This window comes from Salipiger sp. PrR003 (genome assembly GCF_010500785.1).
GTDB lineage: Bacteria > Pseudomonadota > Alphaproteobacteria > Rhodobacterales > Rhodobacteraceae > Salipiger > Salipiger pacificus_A.
In genome coordinates, this window is the sequence record NZ_JAAGOV010000021.1 from 176,492 (window position 1) to 193,482 (window position 16,991).

Genomic DNA, 16,991 nt, shown 5'->3' on the forward strand with positions numbered 1-16,991 from the left:
CATCAGGGCAGACGACATGACAGAGCATACCGATCCTCTCGGGTTCACCCCGCACAACCACGCGCATTGCCGCGAGAGCGCCCTGCAGGCGGCGGAAGACACCTGCGCGCGCGAGGGGCTGTCGCTCACCAAGCAGCGCCGCCGGGTGCTCGAGCTCTTGCTGCGCAAGCACAAGGCGATGGGCGCCTACGAGCTGCTCGATGCCATGCGCGACGACGGTCAGCCGGCGCAGCCGCCGACGGTGTATCGGGCCCTGGACTTCCTCGTCAGCAACGGCTTTGCCCACAAGATCGAGCGGCTGAACGCCTTTGTCGCCTGCGCCCATCCCGGCGAGCGGCACAAGCCGGCCTTCCTGCTCTGCAGCGCCTGCGGGCTGGTGGCCGAAATGCGCTCGCAGGGGATTGGCGAGGCGGTGAAGGCCGCCGCCGAGGAGCTCGATTTCGCGCTCGAGCGGATGGTGGTCGAGGCCGAGGGGCTCTGCCCGCACTGCCGCGGAGCCGCCGCATGACGCTGATCGAGGCGCGTGGCCTGCAGGTCACGCTGGGCGAGCATCCGGTGCTTCAAGGTGTCGATTTCCACGTCGATCCCGGGGAGATCGTCACGATCGTCGGGCCGAACGGCTCGGGCAAGTCGACGCTGCTGCGCACGCTGATCGGCGCGGTCCGGCCGCAGGCGGGCAAGGTGACGCGCAAGCCGGGGCTCCGGCTCGGCTACGTGCCGCAAAAGCTGCAGATCGACGCGACCCTGCCGCTGACCGTGGCGCGGTTCCTGTCGCTGCCGCAGCGGATCAGCCGCGCCGAGGGCCGTGCCGCGCTGGAAGAGGCCGGGGCCGGGGCGCTGGAGGAGCGGCCCATGTCGGGACTCTCGGGCGGCCAGTTCCAGCGCGTGCTGCTGGCGCGGGCGATCCTCGGAAAGCCCGAGGTGCTGCTGCTCGACGAGCCGACGCAGGGGCTCGACCAGCCGGGCTCGGCGGCCTTTTACCGGCAGATCGAGCAGATCCGCGCGCGGCTTGGCTGCGCCGTGGTGATGGTCAGCCACGAGCTGCACGTGGTGATGAGCGCCTCGGACCGCGTGGTCTGCCTCAACGGCCATGTGTGCTGCCAGGGCCACCCCGAGACGGTGGCGCAGGCGGCGGAGTACCGGGCGCTTTTCGGCACCGGCACCCATGGCGCGCTGGCGCTCTACCGACACGAGCACACGCATACGCACGATCATGCCCATGACCATGCGCATGACCATTCCCACCACGATCACGCAGGGCACGGGCACTGATGCTGGACGATTTCCTTGTACGCGCGGCGCTGGCGGGGCTCGGCCTTGCCTTGGCGGCGGCACCCCTCGGCTGCTTCGTATCGTGGCGGCGCATGGCCAACTTCGGCGATGCTACGGCCCATGCGGCGATCCTTGGCGTGGCGCTCTCGCTGGCCCTCTCGCTGCCGGTCTTTGCCGGGACGCTCTTCGTGGCGCTGGTCATGGCGGTGCTCGTGGGCGCGCTGAGCGAGCGCGGGCTTGGGATCGACACGGTGCTGGGCGTGCTGGCGCATGGTGCGCTGGCGATCGGCCTCGTGGCGATCACCTTCGTACCGGGCGCGCGGCTCGACCTCTCGGCCTATCTCTTCGGTGACATCCTCGCGGTGACCAAGAGCGATTTGCTGGTGATCTGGGGCGGGGCGGCGCTCGTGCTGGCGCTGCTGCTCTGGCGCTGGCAGGCGCTGCTGACCGCGACGCTCTCGCCCGACCTTGCCCATGCCAGCGGCATCGACCCGCGACTGGAAAGCCGGGTGCTGACCGTGGCGCTGGCGCTGACCGTGGCGGTGGCCATCAAGGTGGTGGGCGTGCTCTTGATCGGGGCGATGCTGCTCATCCCGGCGGCGGCGGCCCGGCCCTTTGCGCGCACGCCCGAGGCGATGGCGCTGATGGCAACGGGGATCGGTGGGGTTTCTGCATTGGCCGGGCTCGAGGGGGCGCTGCTCTTCGACACGCCCGCGGGTCCGAGCATGGTCTGCGCGGCAACGCTGATCTTTGCGGTCACGGCGAGCCTCGGGGCGCTGCGCGGGCGGCGCTGAGCGCCAACGGCGGCCCCCGGCGCGTCAGCGCCAGAAATGCGCCTGCGAGGCAAGCAGCCCCTGAAGTTTCGACAGCAGCCGGTTGGACAGGCCGGGGTGCGGGATCGCACCCTGCTCCAGCCTCTCCGCGACGACCTCTACCGTGCAGGGCAGGCCGCTCACCGGATCGCGGTACCGCGGGTAGGCGATGAGGGTGGCGTGGACCAGCGCCTCGAGCGTGGGCCGCTGTCCGGACAGGCGGCGCGCCGGGACCGGCCCGAGGTCGCGCGTCAGCCCCCATCCGGCGTAGAATGGCGCGCCGAGCGTCGTGACGGGAACCCCGCGCAGCAGCGCCTCGAAGCCGGAAAGCGACGTCATCGTCCAGACCTCCTGCACCTGCCGCAGCAGAGCTCCCATGTCCGTGCCCTCGACCGTCAGGTCGGACCAAAGTTCGGGCTGCGAGACAGCGCCCCTGCGCAGCCCGGCGCTGACGTCCGGGTGCGGCTTCCACAGCAGCACGGCCTCGGGGTTCTCGGCGCGGGTGCGGGCGAGCAGCGCGGCGTTGCTCTGCATGTCGGGGCTGCCGAGGCGGATCGAGGCATCATCTTCAACCTGCCCGACCACGAGGATGCGACGCCCGTCAGGCAGGGCCGGGGGCTGCGTTCCGAGGTTGTATTTGGTCAGACCCGCGCCGGTGAGCCGCGCGATGAGCCGCTGAGTGCGGTCCTGCTGGTCGGGGCGCAGCTCGGGCGCTTTCGCGAGGATCGTTTCCAGCCGCGAAGGCCGGGTCGGATCGTAGTAGATTCCCAGATCGTCGAGCACCAGCGACAGCGGCGGAACCAGCTCGGCCCCGAGCCCGCGCGAGCGCAGGAAGCCGTCTTCGACTCGCACCACGTTCCCCTCGGCCTTGCCCGCCCAGGTCATGCGGCGGCGACCGGTTTGTACAGACTTGCGGTCGGCGGCGGCGCCTTCGGCAAAGACCACCCCTTTCTGCCCGCCAAAGAAGCGCTGTAACGCGCCCCGTTTCCACAGTCTCATGCCCGAGGCGACCCAGCCTTGCCGGTCCTCGCGCCACGCCCGGGTCTGCGCCTCGAGCGCGCCGAGAGCGTCCTCGAAGGGGCAGAGCGTGTCGCGGCATGGATCGTACCAGGTGGGATGGAGGATCATCGCCCCGGCAAAGAGCTGTGCCCGGGTCAGGCTGCGGTTCCGGCGTGGCAAAGGCATCTCGTCCTGCGTCAGCCCCCATCCCGCATAGAAGGGCGTGCCGAAGACGCGGGGGCGGTGCCCGGCAAGGATCGCCTCGAAGCCCATCTGGGAGCTGAGCGTGTAGACCGCCACAGCCCCCTCGAGCAGCGCCCAGGGAGAGACGGGATCGGTGCAGAGGCTGACCCGCCCCTGTGCCTCGTCTTGGGTGAAATGTCCCGGCCGCAGCCCCTGCGCGGTCTCTGGATGGGTCTTGATCACGATGCGGGCGCCGGGATTTTCCTCCTGGGCCCAGTAGAGCATCTCGAGAAAGCGGTTGCGGTCGCCGCCCGAGGCGCGGACCGAGGCGTCGCCCTGCGTCTGGTCGATGACCAGCACGTAGCCGGGCCCGGGCACCGGGTGCGCGGGGTCGAAGCCGCTATACTTGGTGAGATGCGCCGCGCGCATCCGGGCAATGCCGCCGCGGGCGCGCGCGAGCAGAGCGTGATCGTCGAGCGGGTGGGTGGCCAGCAGGGTCTCCAGGTCCGAAGGCGTGCTGGCGTCGAAATGCACGCCCGTACGGTCGAGCAGCAGCCCGAGCGGGGGCTGTCCCTTGCGGCCCGGGTGCAGCGAGCGCAGGAAGGCGTCCTCGATCCGCAGCAGAGGTGCCCCGTAGCGTGCCGCCATCGCCTCGCCGCGCGCGGCGTAGGGAGACTGGCCCCAGACGCCGACGTGATCCTGCGCGGAGGGGAGGCCCAGGGATACCTTCCAGCCAGCCAGTGTCAGCATCCGCCGCAGCCGGCGCTGGGTCAGGAAACCGCCGGTGTAGACATAGAGACGCCGGGGGATTTCTCCCCCGGCGCTGCCCTGTCCCTCGTTATGATTATTCAGGGCCTTGTCCTTAATCAGTTGGTCACCGCGTCGCGGACGGTCGAGACGGTTGCGATGGCGGTCAGCGTGCCGGTGAGCGAAGTGATCGCCTTGCTCCATTGGGCATAGGGCGCCTCGGTGACGTAAAGCGTGTCCTGGTCGCGCACCACGAAGTCGCGCGCCATGAACATGCCGTTGGGCTTGGTCAGGTCGAGCACGTAGACCATGCGCTGTGCCCCGATCAGATCGCTGCGACCGAGCACCTGGTTGGCGATGTCGGCGGGCTCGTTGCGGAAGATGAACACGCCGGTCGGATCCGAGGCCGAGGGCACGAGGCCGCCGACCTGGGCGATCGCCTCGACGGCCGAAAGCGTCTGCGTCTCGAAGGGAACGCGGGCCTGGGTGCCGGTGGCGCCGAGCGCGGTGAAGGCCCGGGTGTCCTCCTCGACGAGGATGCGGTCGCCGCCGCGCAGGGCGATGTCGAAGCGCGGGTTCTTGTAGAGGTCCTGGAACCAGATTTTGCCCTGGTTGCCGCCACGCAGCACGGTGATCTGGGCGATCTCGGGCTGGATGGTGATGCCGCCAGCGCGGGCCAGCATCGACGAAAGCGTCCGGGTCGGGCGCTCGATGGCGTAGACGCCCTGACCGCCCACGGCGCCGACCAGACTGACGGTCGAGCCGTCACCGGCAAGGCGGCGCACCTCGACCTGCGGGTCGGGGGTCTGATCCTGCAGCTTCTCGGTGATGATCCGGCGCACGGTCTCGGGCGAGTTGCCCGAGGCTCTTATGCGGCCGGCGTAGGGCACGAAGATGAAGCCCGAGCCATCGACCTGCACCTCTTCAAGCGCGGTGGCATTGGTTTCGGCAGCGGCCAGCAGCCCGTCGTCGACGTTCTCCCAGATCGTCAGGCCGAGCGTATCGCCGGGCTGGATGGTGTCGGAGCCGACGAGGCCGGCGCCCTGGAACTGGTCGGAAAAGCCGAGCGCTGGCACGACGGCGGTGGCGCGGGTCACCCGGTCGTTGACCGAAACGATGAAGGCATCGCCTTCGCGCTGCACGGAACCGGAGTAGATTTCATCCTTGTTGGGACCGACGCGGGGCAGGGCGCAGGATGCCAGAATCGACACTGCGGCCAGAAGGGCGGCGGATTTCGCCCATCGGGAGCGGGACTGTTTCACGGCTCGGTCTCCTCGACCTGTTCTTATCTGCCTCAGGTTTTTTGCGTAAGGTACGGAAATGCGGTTTCAAAAGCGAGTCCGGCCTTGGCGCGGGCTCAGCGGACCAGCCGCAACTGTTGCCGAGGCGCCGCGGTCCCGTTGCGCAGCGCGTCGTAAGGATCGTGAGGGGAGAGCATCATGTCGACCACCTGCCGCAGAAGTTGTCTGCGCCCGCGCGACGCGTAGAAGCCACCGGGAACTTGGCTGGTTTCAAGCAGATACCGCCGGTAGTCCTTGTAGGCGCGGCTGTCTGGGCGGGTCGGCAAGGCGAAGAACTCGGGCAGCGGCTGATCAGAGACGAACTCGGGCTTGGCATAGACCGCGCGGCCGAAGGTCCTGAGCGGAATGCCGCGCCAGAGCACCTGCTGTCCGGCGGTTGAATTCACCGTCACCGCGCTGCGCGCGTCGTCGAGAAGCCTTGCCAGCTTGCCGCCGGGGACGAAATGCACCCGGTCGGCGATGCCGAGCCGACGCGCGGCCTCGGCGATCATGCGGCGCAGCGGCAGCTGGCCATTCTCAAGAGGATGGGCCTTGAACACCAGATGATGGTGCCTTGGCGCGCCTTCGGCGAAGCCGTCCAGTACGAGGTCGACGAACTCGGCCATGCTGCCAAACGGCGAATGCTTGCGGAAGCTGGAGTCGTGCTCGAGCTGCAGCAGCACGAGGTGGTAGGGGTAGCCGCCGCGGCGGATCTGCAGAGTCTCGAGGAAGCGCTCGACCCGGGTCAGCGGCATCGTCAGCAGACGTTTCAGGTAGAGTTGGAACTCGCGCGCGACGGGCAGGTCGCGATGGGCGCGGAAGTTGCGATAGTCGCCGTTTCGGAACATCACGAACCAATGGTAGAGCGCGCCATAGAAGATGTGCTGGCGCATGTCGCCCCAGTGGCCGGGGGGCAGGGGGGCTTCCATGTCGGACCGTGCCAGCGCGGCGCGCATGTCCGCCACGTCCATCTGCATCAGCCGCGAATGCCCATTGGCGCCGCCGCGTTCGTAGGTCACCCAGTAGGGGCGCATGTAGCCTTCCTCGAAGACATGGACGCGCAGCCCGCGGCGACGCGCCTCGGTCACCGCCTCGGCGTGGATGCCGCGCGTGTCGCCGTAAAGCACGAGGTCGGTGACACGCTTCTCGGCGAGCAGGGCGGCGATGCGTGCGGGCCAGTCCTCGGGGGTGCCGTTGAAGGGCAGGTAGCTCTCGCCGTGGAACCAGAACGCGCGGTCTCCGGCATTGAATCCGACCCGCCAGACCTCGGCCCCGGTGCGGCGCAACATGGCGCCGAGACGATGAAAGAACGGACCGTGCGGCCCCTGCAGGAAGAGGAAGACACGGCGCGGTGGCGCTGCTGGCTGGTCTGCGGTTGCCTTGGACATGGGCACTCGTTAAGGATCGGCCTACTCGTAAGGGGTTGGCGTCCGGCTCTCCGGCCCGATGGCCCTCCCTAGCGGCAGTATTTGACCAAAATAAGGCCCGTGACCAGAGATCTATGGCGCTCGGGGCCGTCGAGAGGATTTGCAGATGTTCACCGGCATCGTCACCGACATGGGGGAAATCCGGGCGCTCGAACAGGCGGGCGACCTGACCGCGCGCATCGGCACCGCCTATGACACCGCGGGCATCGAAATCGGCGCCTCCATTGCCTGCGACGGCGTCTGCCTGACCGTGGTGACTTTGGGCGAGGACTGGTTCGACGTGCAGATCAGCGCCGAGACCCTGTCCAAGACCAACCTTGGATCCTGGGAACCCGGCAAGCGGGTCAATCTCGAGCGGGCGCTGAAGGTCGGCGACGAGCTGGGCGGGCACATCGTGTCGGGCCATGTGGACGGGCTGGCGGAGGTGGTCTCGATCCAGGACGAGGGGGACAGCACCCGCGTGCAGCTGCGCGCGCCGGACGAGCTGGCGAAGTTCATCGCGCCCAAGGGCTCGGTGGCGCTCAACGGCACCTCGCTGACCGTCAACGAGGTGCAGGGCACCACCTTCGGCATCAACTTCATCCCGCACACCAAAGAAGTGACCACCTGGGGTGGCGTGAAGCTAGGCGACAAGGTCAATCTCGAGATCGACACCATGGCCCGCTACGTCGCGCGCCTGCGCGAGATGAGCTGAGCCGACCGGTCCCGTCCCGCGCCTGTGAACGGCTCCCGCCCGGGGGCCGTTTTTCTTTGTCGCGCGGAAACATGCCGTTGCGCCGTGTCCTCGCAGGATCGTGAGCCCGTCTTGACCCGGCGTTGCTGCATAGTCGGGTGGATCGCGCCGCAGAGCGCCCCATATGAAATGCCAGCGCCCCGCACAAACAGGCAAGAAGAAGGACGCCCCGATGAGCTTTCGCCACTGGATTCTCTGCGCCGCCGCCCTGCTGTCGCTGTCTGCGGCGCTGGGGCTGTTCCCGAAGAACGAGCACGCCGAGCGGCCTGGCTACGATATCACCCGCACGCTCCAGCATGCGGTGCCCGAATCCCGCGACGCTGTGCTCTGACAGGCTGACGGCCTGACGACCCTCACTCCCTCCGATCCCGCGGTTGGACAGGGCGCCGGTTGCCGCCGCGCCGTCTGTATCCTGCCGCCCCTATTGACCTTCCCGGCGTACGAGCGCCTGATGCCCGCATGAGTCACCACCATCACCACCATCATCACGTGGACCCCGAGGCCGGCGATTTTCGCATGGCGCTCGCGGTCGGCGTGAACATGCTGCTGACCGTCGCGCAAGTGGTGGGCGGCATCCTCTCGGGCAGCCTCGCGATGATCGCCGACGCGCTGCACAATTTCTCGGATGCGATCTCGCTGATCATCGCCGCGCTGGCGCGCAAGATCGCGCGCCGCCCGGCCAATGCCGAGATGCCCTTTGGCTACGCCCGGGCCGAGACCGTGGCGGCGCTGATCAACTACACCACGCTGATCGTCATCGGCGTCTACCTGATGATCGAGGCGATCCTGCGGTTTCTCTCGCCCGAGCCGGTGCAGGGCTGGATGGTGGTGATCATTGCCGCCGTCGCGCTGGTGATCGACGTGGTGACCGCGCTGCTGACCTATTCGATGTCGAAGGACAGCCAGAACATCCGCGCCGCCTTCCTGCACAACGTGGCAGACGCCATGGGTTCGCTCGCGGTGATCTTGGCGGGGACGCTGATCCTGCTTTTCGGCTGGACCTGGATCGACCCGCTGGTGACGCTGCTCATCGCCGGATACATCCTGTGGATGGCCTTTGCCGAGATCGGCGGGGTGATCCGCGTGCTGATGCTGGGCAGCCCGCCTGACGTGGTGCCGGCGCAGGTGCTGGAGGCGGCGCAGGCGATCGACGGCGTCGCGGGGCTGCACAAGGCGCACTTGTGGCAGGTCGACGAGCACAACGCTGCGCTGCAGGCGCATCTTGTGGTCGATGAGGGCGCCTGGGCCCGCGCCGACGGGATCAAGCGCGCGGTGAAGGAGGAAATGCAGAGCCGCTTCGGCTTGCGGCAGGTGACGCTCGAGCTGGAATGCAGCCGACACAGTTGCGCGTCACCGCAGGACTGGGGCGACGCATGAGCCGGGGAATTGGCGCGCCAGCCCTTGCAGCCCCTTTGGCCCGACACTAAGACTCGTTTAACGCGCGCGCGCTAGGCACCATTTGGACACGACAGAGCAGGCAGGCGAAGATGAAAGACCCATTTGAAACATACATGAACACCCTCGTCCCCATGGTCGTCGAGCAGACCAGCCGTGGCGAGCGGGCCTACGATATCTTCTCGCGGCTGCTGAAGGAGCGTATCATCTTCCTCTCGGGCCCGGTGCATGACGGCATGTCCTCGCTGATCGTGGCGCAGCTGCTGCACCTCGAGGCCGAGAACCCGGGCAAGGAAATCTCGATGTACATCAACAGCCCGGGCGGCGTGGTGACCTCGGGTCTGTCGATCTACGACACGATGCAGTACATCAAGCCCAAGGTCTCGACGCTGGTGATCGGGCAGGCGGCCTCGATGGGCTCGCTGCTGCTTGCCGCGGGCGAGCCGGGCATGCGCTTCTCGCTGCCGAACAGCCGCGTCATGGTGCACCAGCCCTCGGGCGGCTACCAGGGCCAGGCGACCGACATCATGATCCACGCGGAAGAGACGCTGAAGCTGAAGAAGCGCCTCAACGAGATCTACGTGAAGCACTGCGGCCGCACCCTCGAGGAAGTCGAGCGGGCGCTCGAGCGCGACAACTTCATGTCGCCCGAGGACGCCAAGGCCTGGGGCCTCATCGACGAGATCGTCGAGAAGCGCGGCAGCGCCGACGCGGCGTAACCCGCCGCCCGTGCCGCGCGCCGACCTGCGCGCGGCAATTTTGACATTGTGGACCGGAAAGGCCTGTCCTAGACTTTCCGGACTTGGCAGAGACGATAGGCCTCGTCGGGGCAACGGCCCCGACCAATGCGAACACAAGGCCTGGAAAGGTGTGACATGGCGACGAACTCCGGCGGCGACAGCAAAAACACCCTGTATTGCAGCTTCTGCGGCAAGAGCCAGCACGAGGTGCGCAAGCTGATCGCGGGACCGACCGTCTTCATCTGCGACGAATGCGTCGAGCTCTGCATGGATATCATCCGCGAGGAGACCAAGGGCGCTGGCCTGAAGTCCTCCGACGGTGTGCCCACGCCGCGCGAGATCTGCGACGTTCTGGACGATTACGTGATCGGCCAGATGAAGGCGAAGCGCGTGCTCTCTGTGGCCGTGCACAACCACTACAAGCGGCTCAACCACTCGCAGAAGAGTGGCGACATCGAGCTGGCGAAATCCAACATCCTGCTGATCGGCCCGACTGGCTGCGGCAAGACGCTGCTGGCACAGACGCTGGCGCGCATTCTTGACGTGCCCTTCACCATGGCCGATGCGACCACGCTGACCGAAGCTGGCTACGTGGGCGAGGATGTCGAGAACATCATCCTCAAGCTTCTCCAATCGAGCGAGTACAACGTCGAACGCGCGCAGCGCGGCATCGTCTACATCGACGAGGTCGACAAGATCACCCGCAAGTCCGAGAACCCCTCGATCACCCGCGACGTGTCGGGCGAGGGCGTGCAGCAGGCGCTGCTGAAGCTGATGGAAGGCACCGTGGCCTCGGTTCCGCCGCAGGGCGGTCGCAAGCATCCCCAGCAGGAATTCCTGCAGGTGGACACCACGAACATCCTGTTTATCTGCGGCGGCGCCTTTGCCGGTCTCGACCGGATCATCGCGCAGCGCGGCAAGGGCTCGGCCATGGGCTTTGGCGCCGATGTGCGGGACCCCGACCAGCGCGGCACCGGCGAGATCTTCAAGGAGCTGGAACCCGAGGACCTGCTGAAGTTCGGCCTGATCCCGGAATTCGTCGGCCGTCTGCCGGTGATCGCGACGCTCGAGGATCTCGACGAAGACGCCCTGGTGACGATTCTCACCCAGCCGAAGAACGCTCTGGTCAAGCAATACCAGCGCCTCTTCGAGATGGAGGACACCACGCTTACCTTCACCGACGATGCGCTCTCGGCCATCGCGAAGAAGGCGATCGCGCGCAAGACCGGCGCCCGTGGCCTGCGCTCGATCCTCGAGGGCATCCTGCTCGACACCATGTTCGAGCTGCCGGGCATGGCCGATGTGACCGAGGTCGTGGTGAACGAGGAGTCGGTGAACGCCGACGCCAAGCCGCTGCTGATCTACACGGACCCCAAGAAGGAGCCCGCGTCGGCCGGCTGATCCAAGCGTGACAAGTGACTTTCTGGTATGAGTAAATGACTTGGTTCCTGGCGCAGCTTGTGCAGAACGCTTTGAGAATGCTTGCCGTCGTGGCAGGCATTTTCTTTTTGGGGGGATGGGCATGGTTCGCCTATTTACACGGGCGTGACGCCGACGTGCGCAGACTTCCGCCCCCTCACGAGGTGCAGGCCCGCTACGGCAGCGCAACACCTGTGCCCGGCACGGGCTCGCTTGCGCCGGGGCCCGAGGCCTATGCCCGCAAGGTGTTCGGGGGGCTGCTCCCGATCGAGGAGGTGCTGGCCAGCAAGCTTGCTTCGGACGAGGGCAAGGGGTGCACCTACGCGATCATCCGGACCGGCACCGGCGTTGCCAACGCGCCGCCAACCTCGGCGTTCGGAACCGTCTGGTGGGAACGCTTCGGCGGCGACTGGCGGCAGTCGCCGGAACGGCTCTTCGGCAAGTTGCCGGTCGACGTGCTGGACGAGTGCCGCGGCGAGTGGCAGTCGGAGCTGGGCGCCGAGCTGCAGCACGCGCTCGACACGCCTGGCAACTGGTACATGCGCAACGCAACGGCCGAGGACCTTCACATCTTTTCCGCCGATGGCCGCCTTGCGGCGCGCATCCGCTTCGGGAGCTGACCCCATGACCCTCAAACGCATTTCCTCGGGCGGCGAATTCGAGGCGAAGATCGGTTATTGCCGCGCCGTCGTGGCGGGTGGCTTTGTGCATGTCGCGGGCACGGTGGGGCAGGGGGAGACGGTGGTCGAACAGTGCCGCTCTGCGCTGGCCACCATCGAGAAGGCGCTGGCAGAGGCCGGGGCGAGCTTCGCCGATGCGGTGCGGGTGACCTACTACCTGCCCGACGCCGCCGAGTTCGAAGCCTGCTGGCCGCTGCTGCGCGAGACCTTCGGAGACAATCCGCCGGTCGCGACGATGCTCGAGACCGCGCTGATCGACCCGAAATTCCGGATAGAAATCGAATTGACCACACTCGCCCCCGCCTGAGGCCGAAGGCGCACCGTCGCCGCTGGACCTCGGCGGCGGATTTGGTCATACACGGGACAGGATCAAGCGAGGAGTCGTCCATGGGCATTCTCAATACGTTGCTGCGGGCCGTTACCTGGTGGAACGGGGCGACGCTGAACACCCAGCTCTACACGTCCCGCAAGGGCCAGCGCGTCGGCGAGGACGAGCAGGGGAACGTCTTCTACCAGACCAAGGACGGCACGCGCCGCTGGGTCATGTACAACGGCGAGGCGGAAGCCACCCGGGTCAGCCCCCAGTGGCACGGCTGGCTGCACCACACCTTTGATGCGCCGCCGACCGAGCGCCCGCTGCCGCACAAGGCCTGGGAAAAGCCGCATGTCGAGAACCTGACCGGCACCGCCTTGGCCTATGCGCCCAAGGGCTCGATCCGTCGCCCTGAGCCCGCCCCGCGCCGCGACTACGAGGCGTGGAGCCCTGAATAAGAGCCCGGAATAATCCCATGTCGCACACTGCCACAGAGGTGACCGTCGGCGGGCTGGTGCTGGCTGGGGCCATTGCTTTCTCGGCTTATGCGGTCAGCGCCACTGGCTTCGCCATCGGTGGCGACAGGGGGTACGCGCTCGACGCCAGCTTCCGTTCGCTCGAGGGTATCAGCGTAGGCAGCGACGTGCGGCTAGCGGGGGTAAAGGTCGGTTCTGTCAGCGAAATCCGCCTCAACCCGGAAACCTATCGCGCCGACATGACATTGATGGTCCAGGACGATGTGCAGCTGCCCGACGACAGCTCGATTGTCATCTCCTCCGAGGGGCTTCTGGGCGGCAACTTCGTCGAGATCAGCCCCGGTGGTTCGCCCTTCTATTATAGCGCGGGCGACGAGGTGCTGGACACGCAGGGCTCGGTCAGCCTGATCTCCCTGCTGCTGAAATACGTCGCGGGAGGAAGCGAATGAAACGCGCTTTGGCAGGGCTGATTATGCTGGCCTCGACCGCGACCGCGGCCGGGGCACAGGACGCCACAGAAACCGGCTCGGGCGCGGTGCTGCGCGGGCTGGACAAGCTGACCGGGCGGGCGACCGACCTCGAGGTAGCGTCGGGCGCCAGCGTCGCCTTTGGCCGCATCGAGATCGCGCTGCAGGAGTGCCGCTACCCCGAGGGCAACCGGGCAGGCGATGCCTTTGCCTTCCTGACCATCCGCGAGGCGGGCACCCCGGACGCGGTGTTCCGCGGCTGGATGATCGCCTCGTCTCCGGCGCTCAACCCGATGGATCACCAGCGCTACGACGTCTGGGTGCTGCGCTGCACCACCTCCTGACCTGAGTTCGCCAGCGGCGTGCCAGAAAGGTCAGGCGTCACCAGGAGCGCCGTCGCGAGCTGCGCGCGGTACTGCTGGCGGGGGATCTCGATCGCACCCAGGCTGGCGAGGTGTTCGGTCAGGAATTGCGTGTCGAAGAGTATGAAGCCCGCGCGTTTCAGCAGGTCGATCAGCCAGGCCAGCGCGATCTTCGAGCCATCCCGGCGGCGGGAGAACATCGACTCGCCGCAGAAGGCGCCGCCCACTTCGAGGCCATAGACACCGCCGACCAGCTCGTCCTGCATCCAGACCTCGATCGAATGGGCATGGCCGCGTCGGTGCAGCTCGGCGAAGAGCGCGCGGATCTCGGAATTGATCCATGTCTCGCGCCTGTCGGCGCAGGCGTCGATCACCCCCTCGAAATCTCGATCGAAAGTCACCTCGTAATCCTGCCGGCGCAGCCGCCGGGCAAGGCTGCGCGAGATGCGAAAGCCGTTCATCGGGATGACGCCTCGGCGGCGCGGGTCGACCCAGAAAAGCTCTGGATCGTCGCGGTGCTCGGCCATGGGGAAGACGCCGGCGCGATAGGCCTGCAGCAGAAGCTCGGGGCTCAGACTCATACGGCCCCTCCCCGGGATCGGGAAGGGGCCGCACACATTGATTGCTCCGATCTGCTCACGCGTGGATCAGGCGTCGGCGAGCTTGCTGGCCAGCCATTTCTCGAGCCAGTGGATCGAGTAGTTGCCGGTCAGGATGTCTTTCTCCTGCAGCAGCGCGGAGAAGAGCGGCAGCGTGGTGTCGACGCCATCGACGATCAGCTCGCCAAGCGCGCGGTCGAGCCGCGACAGCGCCTCGCTGCGGTCGCGCCCGTGCACGATCAGCTTGCCGATCAGGCTGTCGTAATAGGGCGGGATCGAGTAGCCCTGATAGAGCGCGCTGTCCATCCGTACGCCAAGGCCGCCCGGCGCGTGGTACTGGGTGATCTTGCCGGGGCAGGGCGCGAAGGTCGGCAGACGCTCGGCGTTGATCCGAACCTCGATCGCATGGCCGTTGATCTCGAGCTCGTCCTGCCCGAAGGACAGGTCCATGCCCGAAGCCACGCGGATCTGCTCGCGGACAAGGTCGACGCCGAAGATCGCCTCGGTCACCGGGTGTTCCACCTGCAGGCGGGTGTTCATCTCGATGAAGTAGAACTCGCCGTCCTCGTAGAGGAACTCGATGGTGCCGGCGCCGGTGTAGTTGATCTTGGCCACGGCGTCGGCGCAGGTCTTGCCGATGCGCGCGCGCTCCTCGGGGGTGATGCAGGGGCCGGGGGCCTCTTCAAAGACCTTCTGGTGGCGGCGCTGCAGCGAGCAGTCGCGCTCGCCGAGGTGCACCGCCTTGCCCTTGCCGTCGCCGAAGACCTGGATCTCGATGTGGCGCGGGCGCTGCAGGTACTTCTCGATATAGACCTCGTCGTTGCCGAAGGCGGCCTTGCCTTCTGCGCGGGCGGTCTGGAAGGCCCGCTCCATCTCGGCCTCGGAGGCCGCGACTTTCATGCCGCGCCCGCCGCCGCCGGCGGTGGCCTTGATGATCACCGGGTAGCCGATGTCGCGGCCGACCTGCTTGGCGGTCTCAAGGTCGGGCACGCCGCCGTCCGAGCCGGGCACGCAAGGCACGCCGAGCGCCTTCATCGTGTCCTTGGCGGTGATCTTGTCACCCATGACGCGGATGTGCTCGGCGGTCGGGCCGATGAAGGTGAGGCCGTGGTCCTCGACCATCTGCACGAAGCGCGCGTTTTCCGACAGGAAGCCGTAGCCCGGGTGGATCGCCTGGGCGCCGGTGACTTCGCAGGCCGAGATGATGGCGGCCGGCGACAGGTAGCTTTCCGACGAGGGTGCGGGGCCGATGCAGATCGTCTCGTCGGCCATGCGCACGTGCATGGCGTCGGCGTCCGCCGTCGAGTGGACCGCCACCGAGGCGATGCCCATCTCGCGGCAGGCGCGGATCACGCGGAGCGCGATCTCGCCACGGTTTGCGATGAGGATTTTGTCGAACATGGCTGCCTCTTACTCGAGGATGACCAGCGGGGCGCCGTATTCGACCGGGGCGCCATCCTCGACGAGGATGCGCTTGACCGTGCCCGCGCGCGGGGCGGGGATGTGGTTCATCGTCTTCATCGCCTCGACGATGACGAGGGTGTCGCCTTCCTTTACCTGCGCGCCGACCGAGATGAACGACGGGGCGCCGGGCTCGGGCTGCATGTAGACGGTGCCGACCATCGGCGAGGTGACGGCGCCGGGGTGCGCGGCGGGATCCTCGGGCAGCTCTGCTGCGGGTGCAGCTGCGGGTGCCGGTGCGGCGGCGGGGGCTGCGGCCGGTGCGGCGGCGACGGTGGCGGTCACCGGGGCCTGCGGCTGCACGCGGCTCACGCGGACATTGAGGCTGTCTTCTTCGCCATATTCACGCTTGACCTGCAGTTCGGTCAGGTCGTTTTCACGGAGCAGTTCAGCCAGTGCCTTGATGAAGGCCACGTCGGCTTCGTGGTTGTCTTTGCTCATGCGGTCCTCGCCGGTGTTATGCTGGGCCCGGTCGGTGCAGGGCCTGATGATTTCGCGCTTATAAGACAAGCTTTGGCGCATGAAAAGCGAGGCGGTGCGGGAAAACCGGCGAGAGCGGGGCAGGAAGCGCGGGGTCTTCACCCGGGACCGGGCCCAAAAACCGGGATGGCGAGCGCTTGCAGGGGCTTGCGGAGGTCCGGCTGGGACGCTCAGCCCGTGCCCAGGGCCTCCGCCTGCCGCCCGAAGGGGGCCGAATCACTGCCGTAGGCGTGTGGGGTCGGTGCGGCGACCGGCGTCGTGCGGCGCGCGTCCCGGCGGGAGACCGGCAATTCCTCGCCAGCTTCAATGCCTCGGGAAGTCGGGTCGGGCGCCTCGGTCGGGGCCGCAGGGGCGGTACCCTGCGACAGCGCCGTTTCTGCCCGGGCGGGGGCCAAAGCGGACTCCGCCTGCTCCGGGGCCCCTTGCCCGCCGCCGGGCCCGGCCGTGGCGGTCCGGGTGGTTGGGTCTGCACCGGGATCGGCGCCCGCGATCTGCCCGGGCCCCTCGTCTTGCGGCGGCGGAGCAGTCGGTTCCGTCTGTGCGGGAGGCGGGCTTTTGACCCCGATACGGGCGATGGCCTTGTCGCGCAGTTCCTTCAGCAGCGCTTCGGCCTGCTCTTCGAGCAGGGCCGAGATGCGGATCTGCATGATCGAGGGCGGGGCCACGTGATTGGCCGGGTCCGGCAGGCCGGTAAGGCTGCGCCAGAAGCCGGTGGGCGGCTGGCCGTCGGTCCCATGGTCGGCGCCATGATCCGTGTCGGTCGTGGACTGCTCTTTGACCGGTTGCACCTTGGTCTCCTCGGCCGTCCTGACCGGGGCGCCGGGCAAGCCGAGGGGGTGCCCGGTGGCCAGAGGTGCCACCACTTGGGGAACACCTGTCAACTGCATCGAAATGCTCCGTCTGCTATCGGCCCCACGGGATCGAGACTAGCACAAGGCGGCTGCCCGGGCATCAGGATGTCGCGAATTCTTCCTAGTTTTCGGTAAACTGGTTAACCGCAGCTGACCGCCCAGAGACGACAAAGGGCCCCCTGAGGGGCCCTTCGGTTCGGCGGCAAAGGGGCGCTACGCCTTGTTCGCGCGGTTCTCGATGAGGTCGTCGACGACCGAGGGGTCGGCGAGGGTGGAGGTGTCGCCGAGGGCGCCG

20 protein-coding genes are annotated in these 16,991 nt (G+C 67.5%); 13 read left to right on the forward strand and 7 right to left on the reverse strand.

Features of this window, described 5'->3' with window-relative positions:
- The first annotated feature begins 16 nt into the window (after window positions 1-16).
- From G0D83_RS02000 to G0D83_RS02010, 3 genes are read left to right on the forward strand one after another with little or no spacing between them, the layout of a single operon-like run.
- The gene (locus G0D83_RS02000) at window positions 17-508 is read left to right on the forward strand and encodes a transcriptional repressor (RefSeq protein WP_108966464.1); all 492 of its coding nucleotides are present in this window, start codon (window positions 17-19) and stop codon (window positions 506-508) included.
- Complete coding sequence (locus tag G0D83_RS02005) at window positions 505-1,272, forward strand: metal ABC transporter ATP-binding protein (protein ID WP_164189026.1); 768 nt, start codon at window positions 505-507, stop codon at window positions 1,270-1,272. The genes G0D83_RS02000 and G0D83_RS02005 overlap by 4 nt, the downstream gene beginning before the upstream one ends.
- On the forward strand, window positions 1,272-2,066 hold the full coding sequence (locus tag G0D83_RS02010; RefSeq protein WP_164189028.1) for a metal ABC transporter permease: 795 nt from the start codon (window positions 1,272-1,274) through the stop codon (window positions 2,064-2,066). Before G0D83_RS02005 ends, G0D83_RS02010 begins: the two co-directional genes overlap by 1 nt.
- 24 nt (window positions 2,067-2,090) lie before the next feature.
- Here the strand turns inward: G0D83_RS02010 and G0D83_RS02015 are convergent, their stop codons facing one another.
- The 3 genes from G0D83_RS02015 to G0D83_RS02025 form a co-directional block, all read right to left on the reverse strand.
- Window positions 2,091-4,217, reverse strand: coding sequence for a capsular polysaccharide biosynthesis protein (locus G0D83_RS02015; protein WP_164189030.1), 2,127 nt, complete (start codon window positions 4,215-4,217; stop codon window positions 2,091-2,093).
- Window positions 4,133-5,275, reverse strand: coding sequence for a polysaccharide biosynthesis/export family protein (locus G0D83_RS02020; protein WP_164189032.1), 1,143 nt, complete (start codon window positions 5,273-5,275; stop codon window positions 4,133-4,135). Before G0D83_RS02020 ends, G0D83_RS02015 begins: the two co-directional genes overlap by 85 nt.
- A gap of 95 nt (window positions 5,276-5,370) precedes the next feature.
- Complete coding sequence (locus G0D83_RS02025) at window positions 5,371-6,681, reverse strand: capsule biosynthesis protein (protein WP_164189034.1); 1,311 nt, start codon at window positions 6,679-6,681, stop codon at window positions 5,371-5,373.
- A 145-nt stretch (window positions 6,682-6,826) separates the two neighbouring features.
- On the opposite strand from G0D83_RS02025, the gene G0D83_RS02030 reads away from it, so the two are divergent.
- From G0D83_RS02030 to G0D83_RS02075, 10 genes are all read left to right on the forward strand, one after another.
- On the forward strand, window positions 6,827-7,414 hold the full coding sequence (locus G0D83_RS02030) for a riboflavin synthase (RefSeq protein WP_108966451.1): 588 nt from the start codon (window positions 6,827-6,829) through the stop codon (window positions 7,412-7,414).
- A gap of 211 nt (window positions 7,415-7,625) precedes the next feature.
- Window positions 7,626-7,784, forward strand: a complete 159-nt coding sequence (locus tag G0D83_RS02035; protein WP_164189036.1) for a hypothetical protein — start codon at window positions 7,626-7,628, stop codon at window positions 7,782-7,784.
- Window positions 7,785-7,912: 128 nt separating this feature from the next.
- Window positions 7,913-8,830 carry a cation diffusion facilitator family transporter gene (locus tag G0D83_RS02040; RefSeq protein ID WP_164189038.1) on the forward strand — a complete coding sequence of 306 codons (918 nt, stop codon included), beginning with the start codon at window positions 7,913-7,915 and terminating at the stop codon, window positions 8,828-8,830.
- A gap of 110 nt (window positions 8,831-8,940) precedes the next feature.
- A complete protein-coding gene (locus G0D83_RS02045) occupies window positions 8,941-9,567 on the forward strand; it encodes an ATP-dependent Clp protease proteolytic subunit (RefSeq protein ID WP_108966446.1) in 627 nt (208 codons plus the stop codon).
- Window positions 9,568-9,723: 156 nt separating this feature from the next.
- A complete protein-coding gene (clpX, locus tag G0D83_RS02050) occupies window positions 9,724-10,989 on the forward strand; it encodes an ATP-dependent Clp protease ATP-binding subunit ClpX (protein WP_095881278.1) in 1,266 nt (421 codons plus the stop codon).
- 155 nt (window positions 10,990-11,144) lie between these two features.
- Window positions 11,145-11,627: a hypothetical protein gene (locus G0D83_RS02055; protein WP_164189040.1), complete on the forward strand. Its 483-nt coding sequence runs from the start codon at window positions 11,145-11,147 to the stop codon at window positions 11,625-11,627.
- Between the two features lie 4 nt (window positions 11,628-11,631).
- The gene (locus G0D83_RS02060) at window positions 11,632-11,994 is read left to right on the forward strand and encodes a RidA family protein (protein ID WP_108966440.1); all 363 of its coding nucleotides are present in this window, start codon (window positions 11,632-11,634) and stop codon (window positions 11,992-11,994) included.
- 80 nt (window positions 11,995-12,074) lie between these two features.
- Window positions 12,075-12,458 carry an NADH:ubiquinone oxidoreductase subunit NDUFA12 gene (locus G0D83_RS02065; RefSeq protein WP_164189042.1) on the forward strand — a complete coding sequence of 128 codons (384 nt, stop codon included), beginning with the start codon at window positions 12,075-12,077 and terminating at the stop codon, window positions 12,456-12,458.
- A 17-nt stretch (window positions 12,459-12,475) separates the two neighbouring features.
- Complete coding sequence (gene mlaD, locus G0D83_RS02070) at window positions 12,476-12,925, forward strand: outer membrane lipid asymmetry maintenance protein MlaD (RefSeq protein ID WP_164189044.1); 450 nt, start codon at window positions 12,476-12,478, stop codon at window positions 12,923-12,925.
- Entirely contained in the window at window positions 12,922-13,287 is a 366-nt protein-coding gene (locus G0D83_RS02075; RefSeq protein WP_164189046.1) for a DUF2155 domain-containing protein, read from the forward strand. The genes mlaD and G0D83_RS02075 overlap by 4 nt, the downstream gene beginning before the upstream one ends.
- On the opposite strand, the gene aat is transcribed toward G0D83_RS02075, so the two are convergent.
- The 4 genes from aat to G0D83_RS02095 all read right to left on the reverse strand — a co-directional run bounded on the left by aat (window position 13,251) and on the right by G0D83_RS02095 (window position 16,732).
- A complete protein-coding gene (gene aat / locus G0D83_RS02080; protein WP_164189048.1) occupies window positions 13,251-13,886 on the reverse strand; it encodes a leucyl/phenylalanyl-tRNA--protein transferase in 636 nt (211 codons plus the stop codon). The two genes, G0D83_RS02075 and aat, sit on opposite strands and share 37 nt — an antisense overlap.
- A 66-nt stretch (window positions 13,887-13,952) precedes the next feature.
- Entirely contained in the window at window positions 13,953-15,305 is a 1,353-nt protein-coding gene (accC, locus tag G0D83_RS02085) for an acetyl-CoA carboxylase biotin carboxylase subunit (RefSeq protein WP_164189050.1), read from the reverse strand.
- Between the two features lie 9 nt (window positions 15,306-15,314).
- Complete coding sequence (accB, locus tag G0D83_RS02090; protein WP_164189052.1) at window positions 15,315-15,806, reverse strand: acetyl-CoA carboxylase biotin carboxyl carrier protein; 492 nt, start codon at window positions 15,804-15,806, stop codon at window positions 15,315-15,317.
- 209 nt (window positions 15,807-16,015) lie between these two features.
- A complete protein-coding gene (locus G0D83_RS02095) occupies window positions 16,016-16,732 on the reverse strand; it encodes a hypothetical protein (protein WP_164189054.1) in 717 nt (238 codons plus the stop codon).
- Window positions 16,733-16,991 lie beyond the last annotated feature (259 nt).

Coding starts and splice junctions, on each gene's coding strand:
- G0D83_RS02000 (WP_108966464.1), top strand. CDS start 17: ATGACAGAGCATACCGATCCTCTCGGGTTCACCCCGCACAACCACGCG.
- G0D83_RS02005 (WP_164189026.1), top strand. CDS start 505: ATGACGCTGATCGAGGCGCGTGGCCTGCAGGTCACGCTGGGCGAGCAT.
- G0D83_RS02010 (WP_164189028.1), top strand. CDS start 1,272: ATGCTGGACGATTTCCTTGTACGCGCGGCGCTGGCGGGGCTCGGCCTT.
- G0D83_RS02015 (WP_164189030.1), bottom strand. CDS start 4,217: ATGGAGCAAGGCGATCACTTCGCTCACCGGCACGCTGACCGCCATCGC.
- G0D83_RS02025 (WP_164189034.1), bottom strand. CDS start 6,681: ATGTCCAAGGCAACCGCAGACCAGCCAGCAGCGCCACCGCGCCGTGTC.
- G0D83_RS02030 (WP_108966451.1), top strand. CDS start 6,827: ATGTTCACCGGCATCGTCACCGACATGGGGGAAATCCGGGCGCTCGAA.
- G0D83_RS02035 (WP_164189036.1), top strand. CDS start 7,626: ATGAGCTTTCGCCACTGGATTCTCTGCGCCGCCGCCCTGCTGTCGCTG.
- G0D83_RS02040 (WP_164189038.1), top strand. CDS start 7,913: ATGAGTCACCACCATCACCACCATCATCACGTGGACCCCGAGGCCGGC.
- G0D83_RS02045 (WP_108966446.1), top strand. CDS start 8,941: ATGAAAGACCCATTTGAAACATACATGAACACCCTCGTCCCCATGGTC.
- clpX (WP_095881278.1), top strand. CDS start 9,724: ATGGCGACGAACTCCGGCGGCGACAGCAAAAACACCCTGTATTGCAGC.
- G0D83_RS02060 (WP_108966440.1), top strand. CDS start 11,632: ATGACCCTCAAACGCATTTCCTCGGGCGGCGAATTCGAGGCGAAGATC.
- G0D83_RS02065 (WP_164189042.1), top strand. CDS start 12,075: ATGGGCATTCTCAATACGTTGCTGCGGGCCGTTACCTGGTGGAACGGG.
- mlaD (WP_164189044.1), top strand. CDS start 12,476: ATGTCGCACACTGCCACAGAGGTGACCGTCGGCGGGCTGGTGCTGGCT.
- G0D83_RS02075 (WP_164189046.1), top strand. CDS start 12,922: ATGAAACGCGCTTTGGCAGGGCTGATTATGCTGGCCTCGACCGCGACC.
- aat (WP_164189048.1), bottom strand. CDS start 13,886: ATGAGTCTGAGCCCCGAGCTTCTGCTGCAGGCCTATCGCGCCGGCGTC.
- accC (WP_164189050.1), bottom strand. CDS start 15,305: ATGTTCGACAAAATCCTCATCGCAAACCGTGGCGAGATCGCGCTCCGC.
- accB (WP_164189052.1), bottom strand. CDS start 15,806: ATGAGCAAAGACAACCACGAAGCCGACGTGGCCTTCATCAAGGCACTG.
- G0D83_RS02095 (WP_164189054.1), bottom strand. CDS start 16,732: ATGCAGTTGACAGGTGTTCCCCAAGTGGTGGCACCTCTGGCCACCGGG.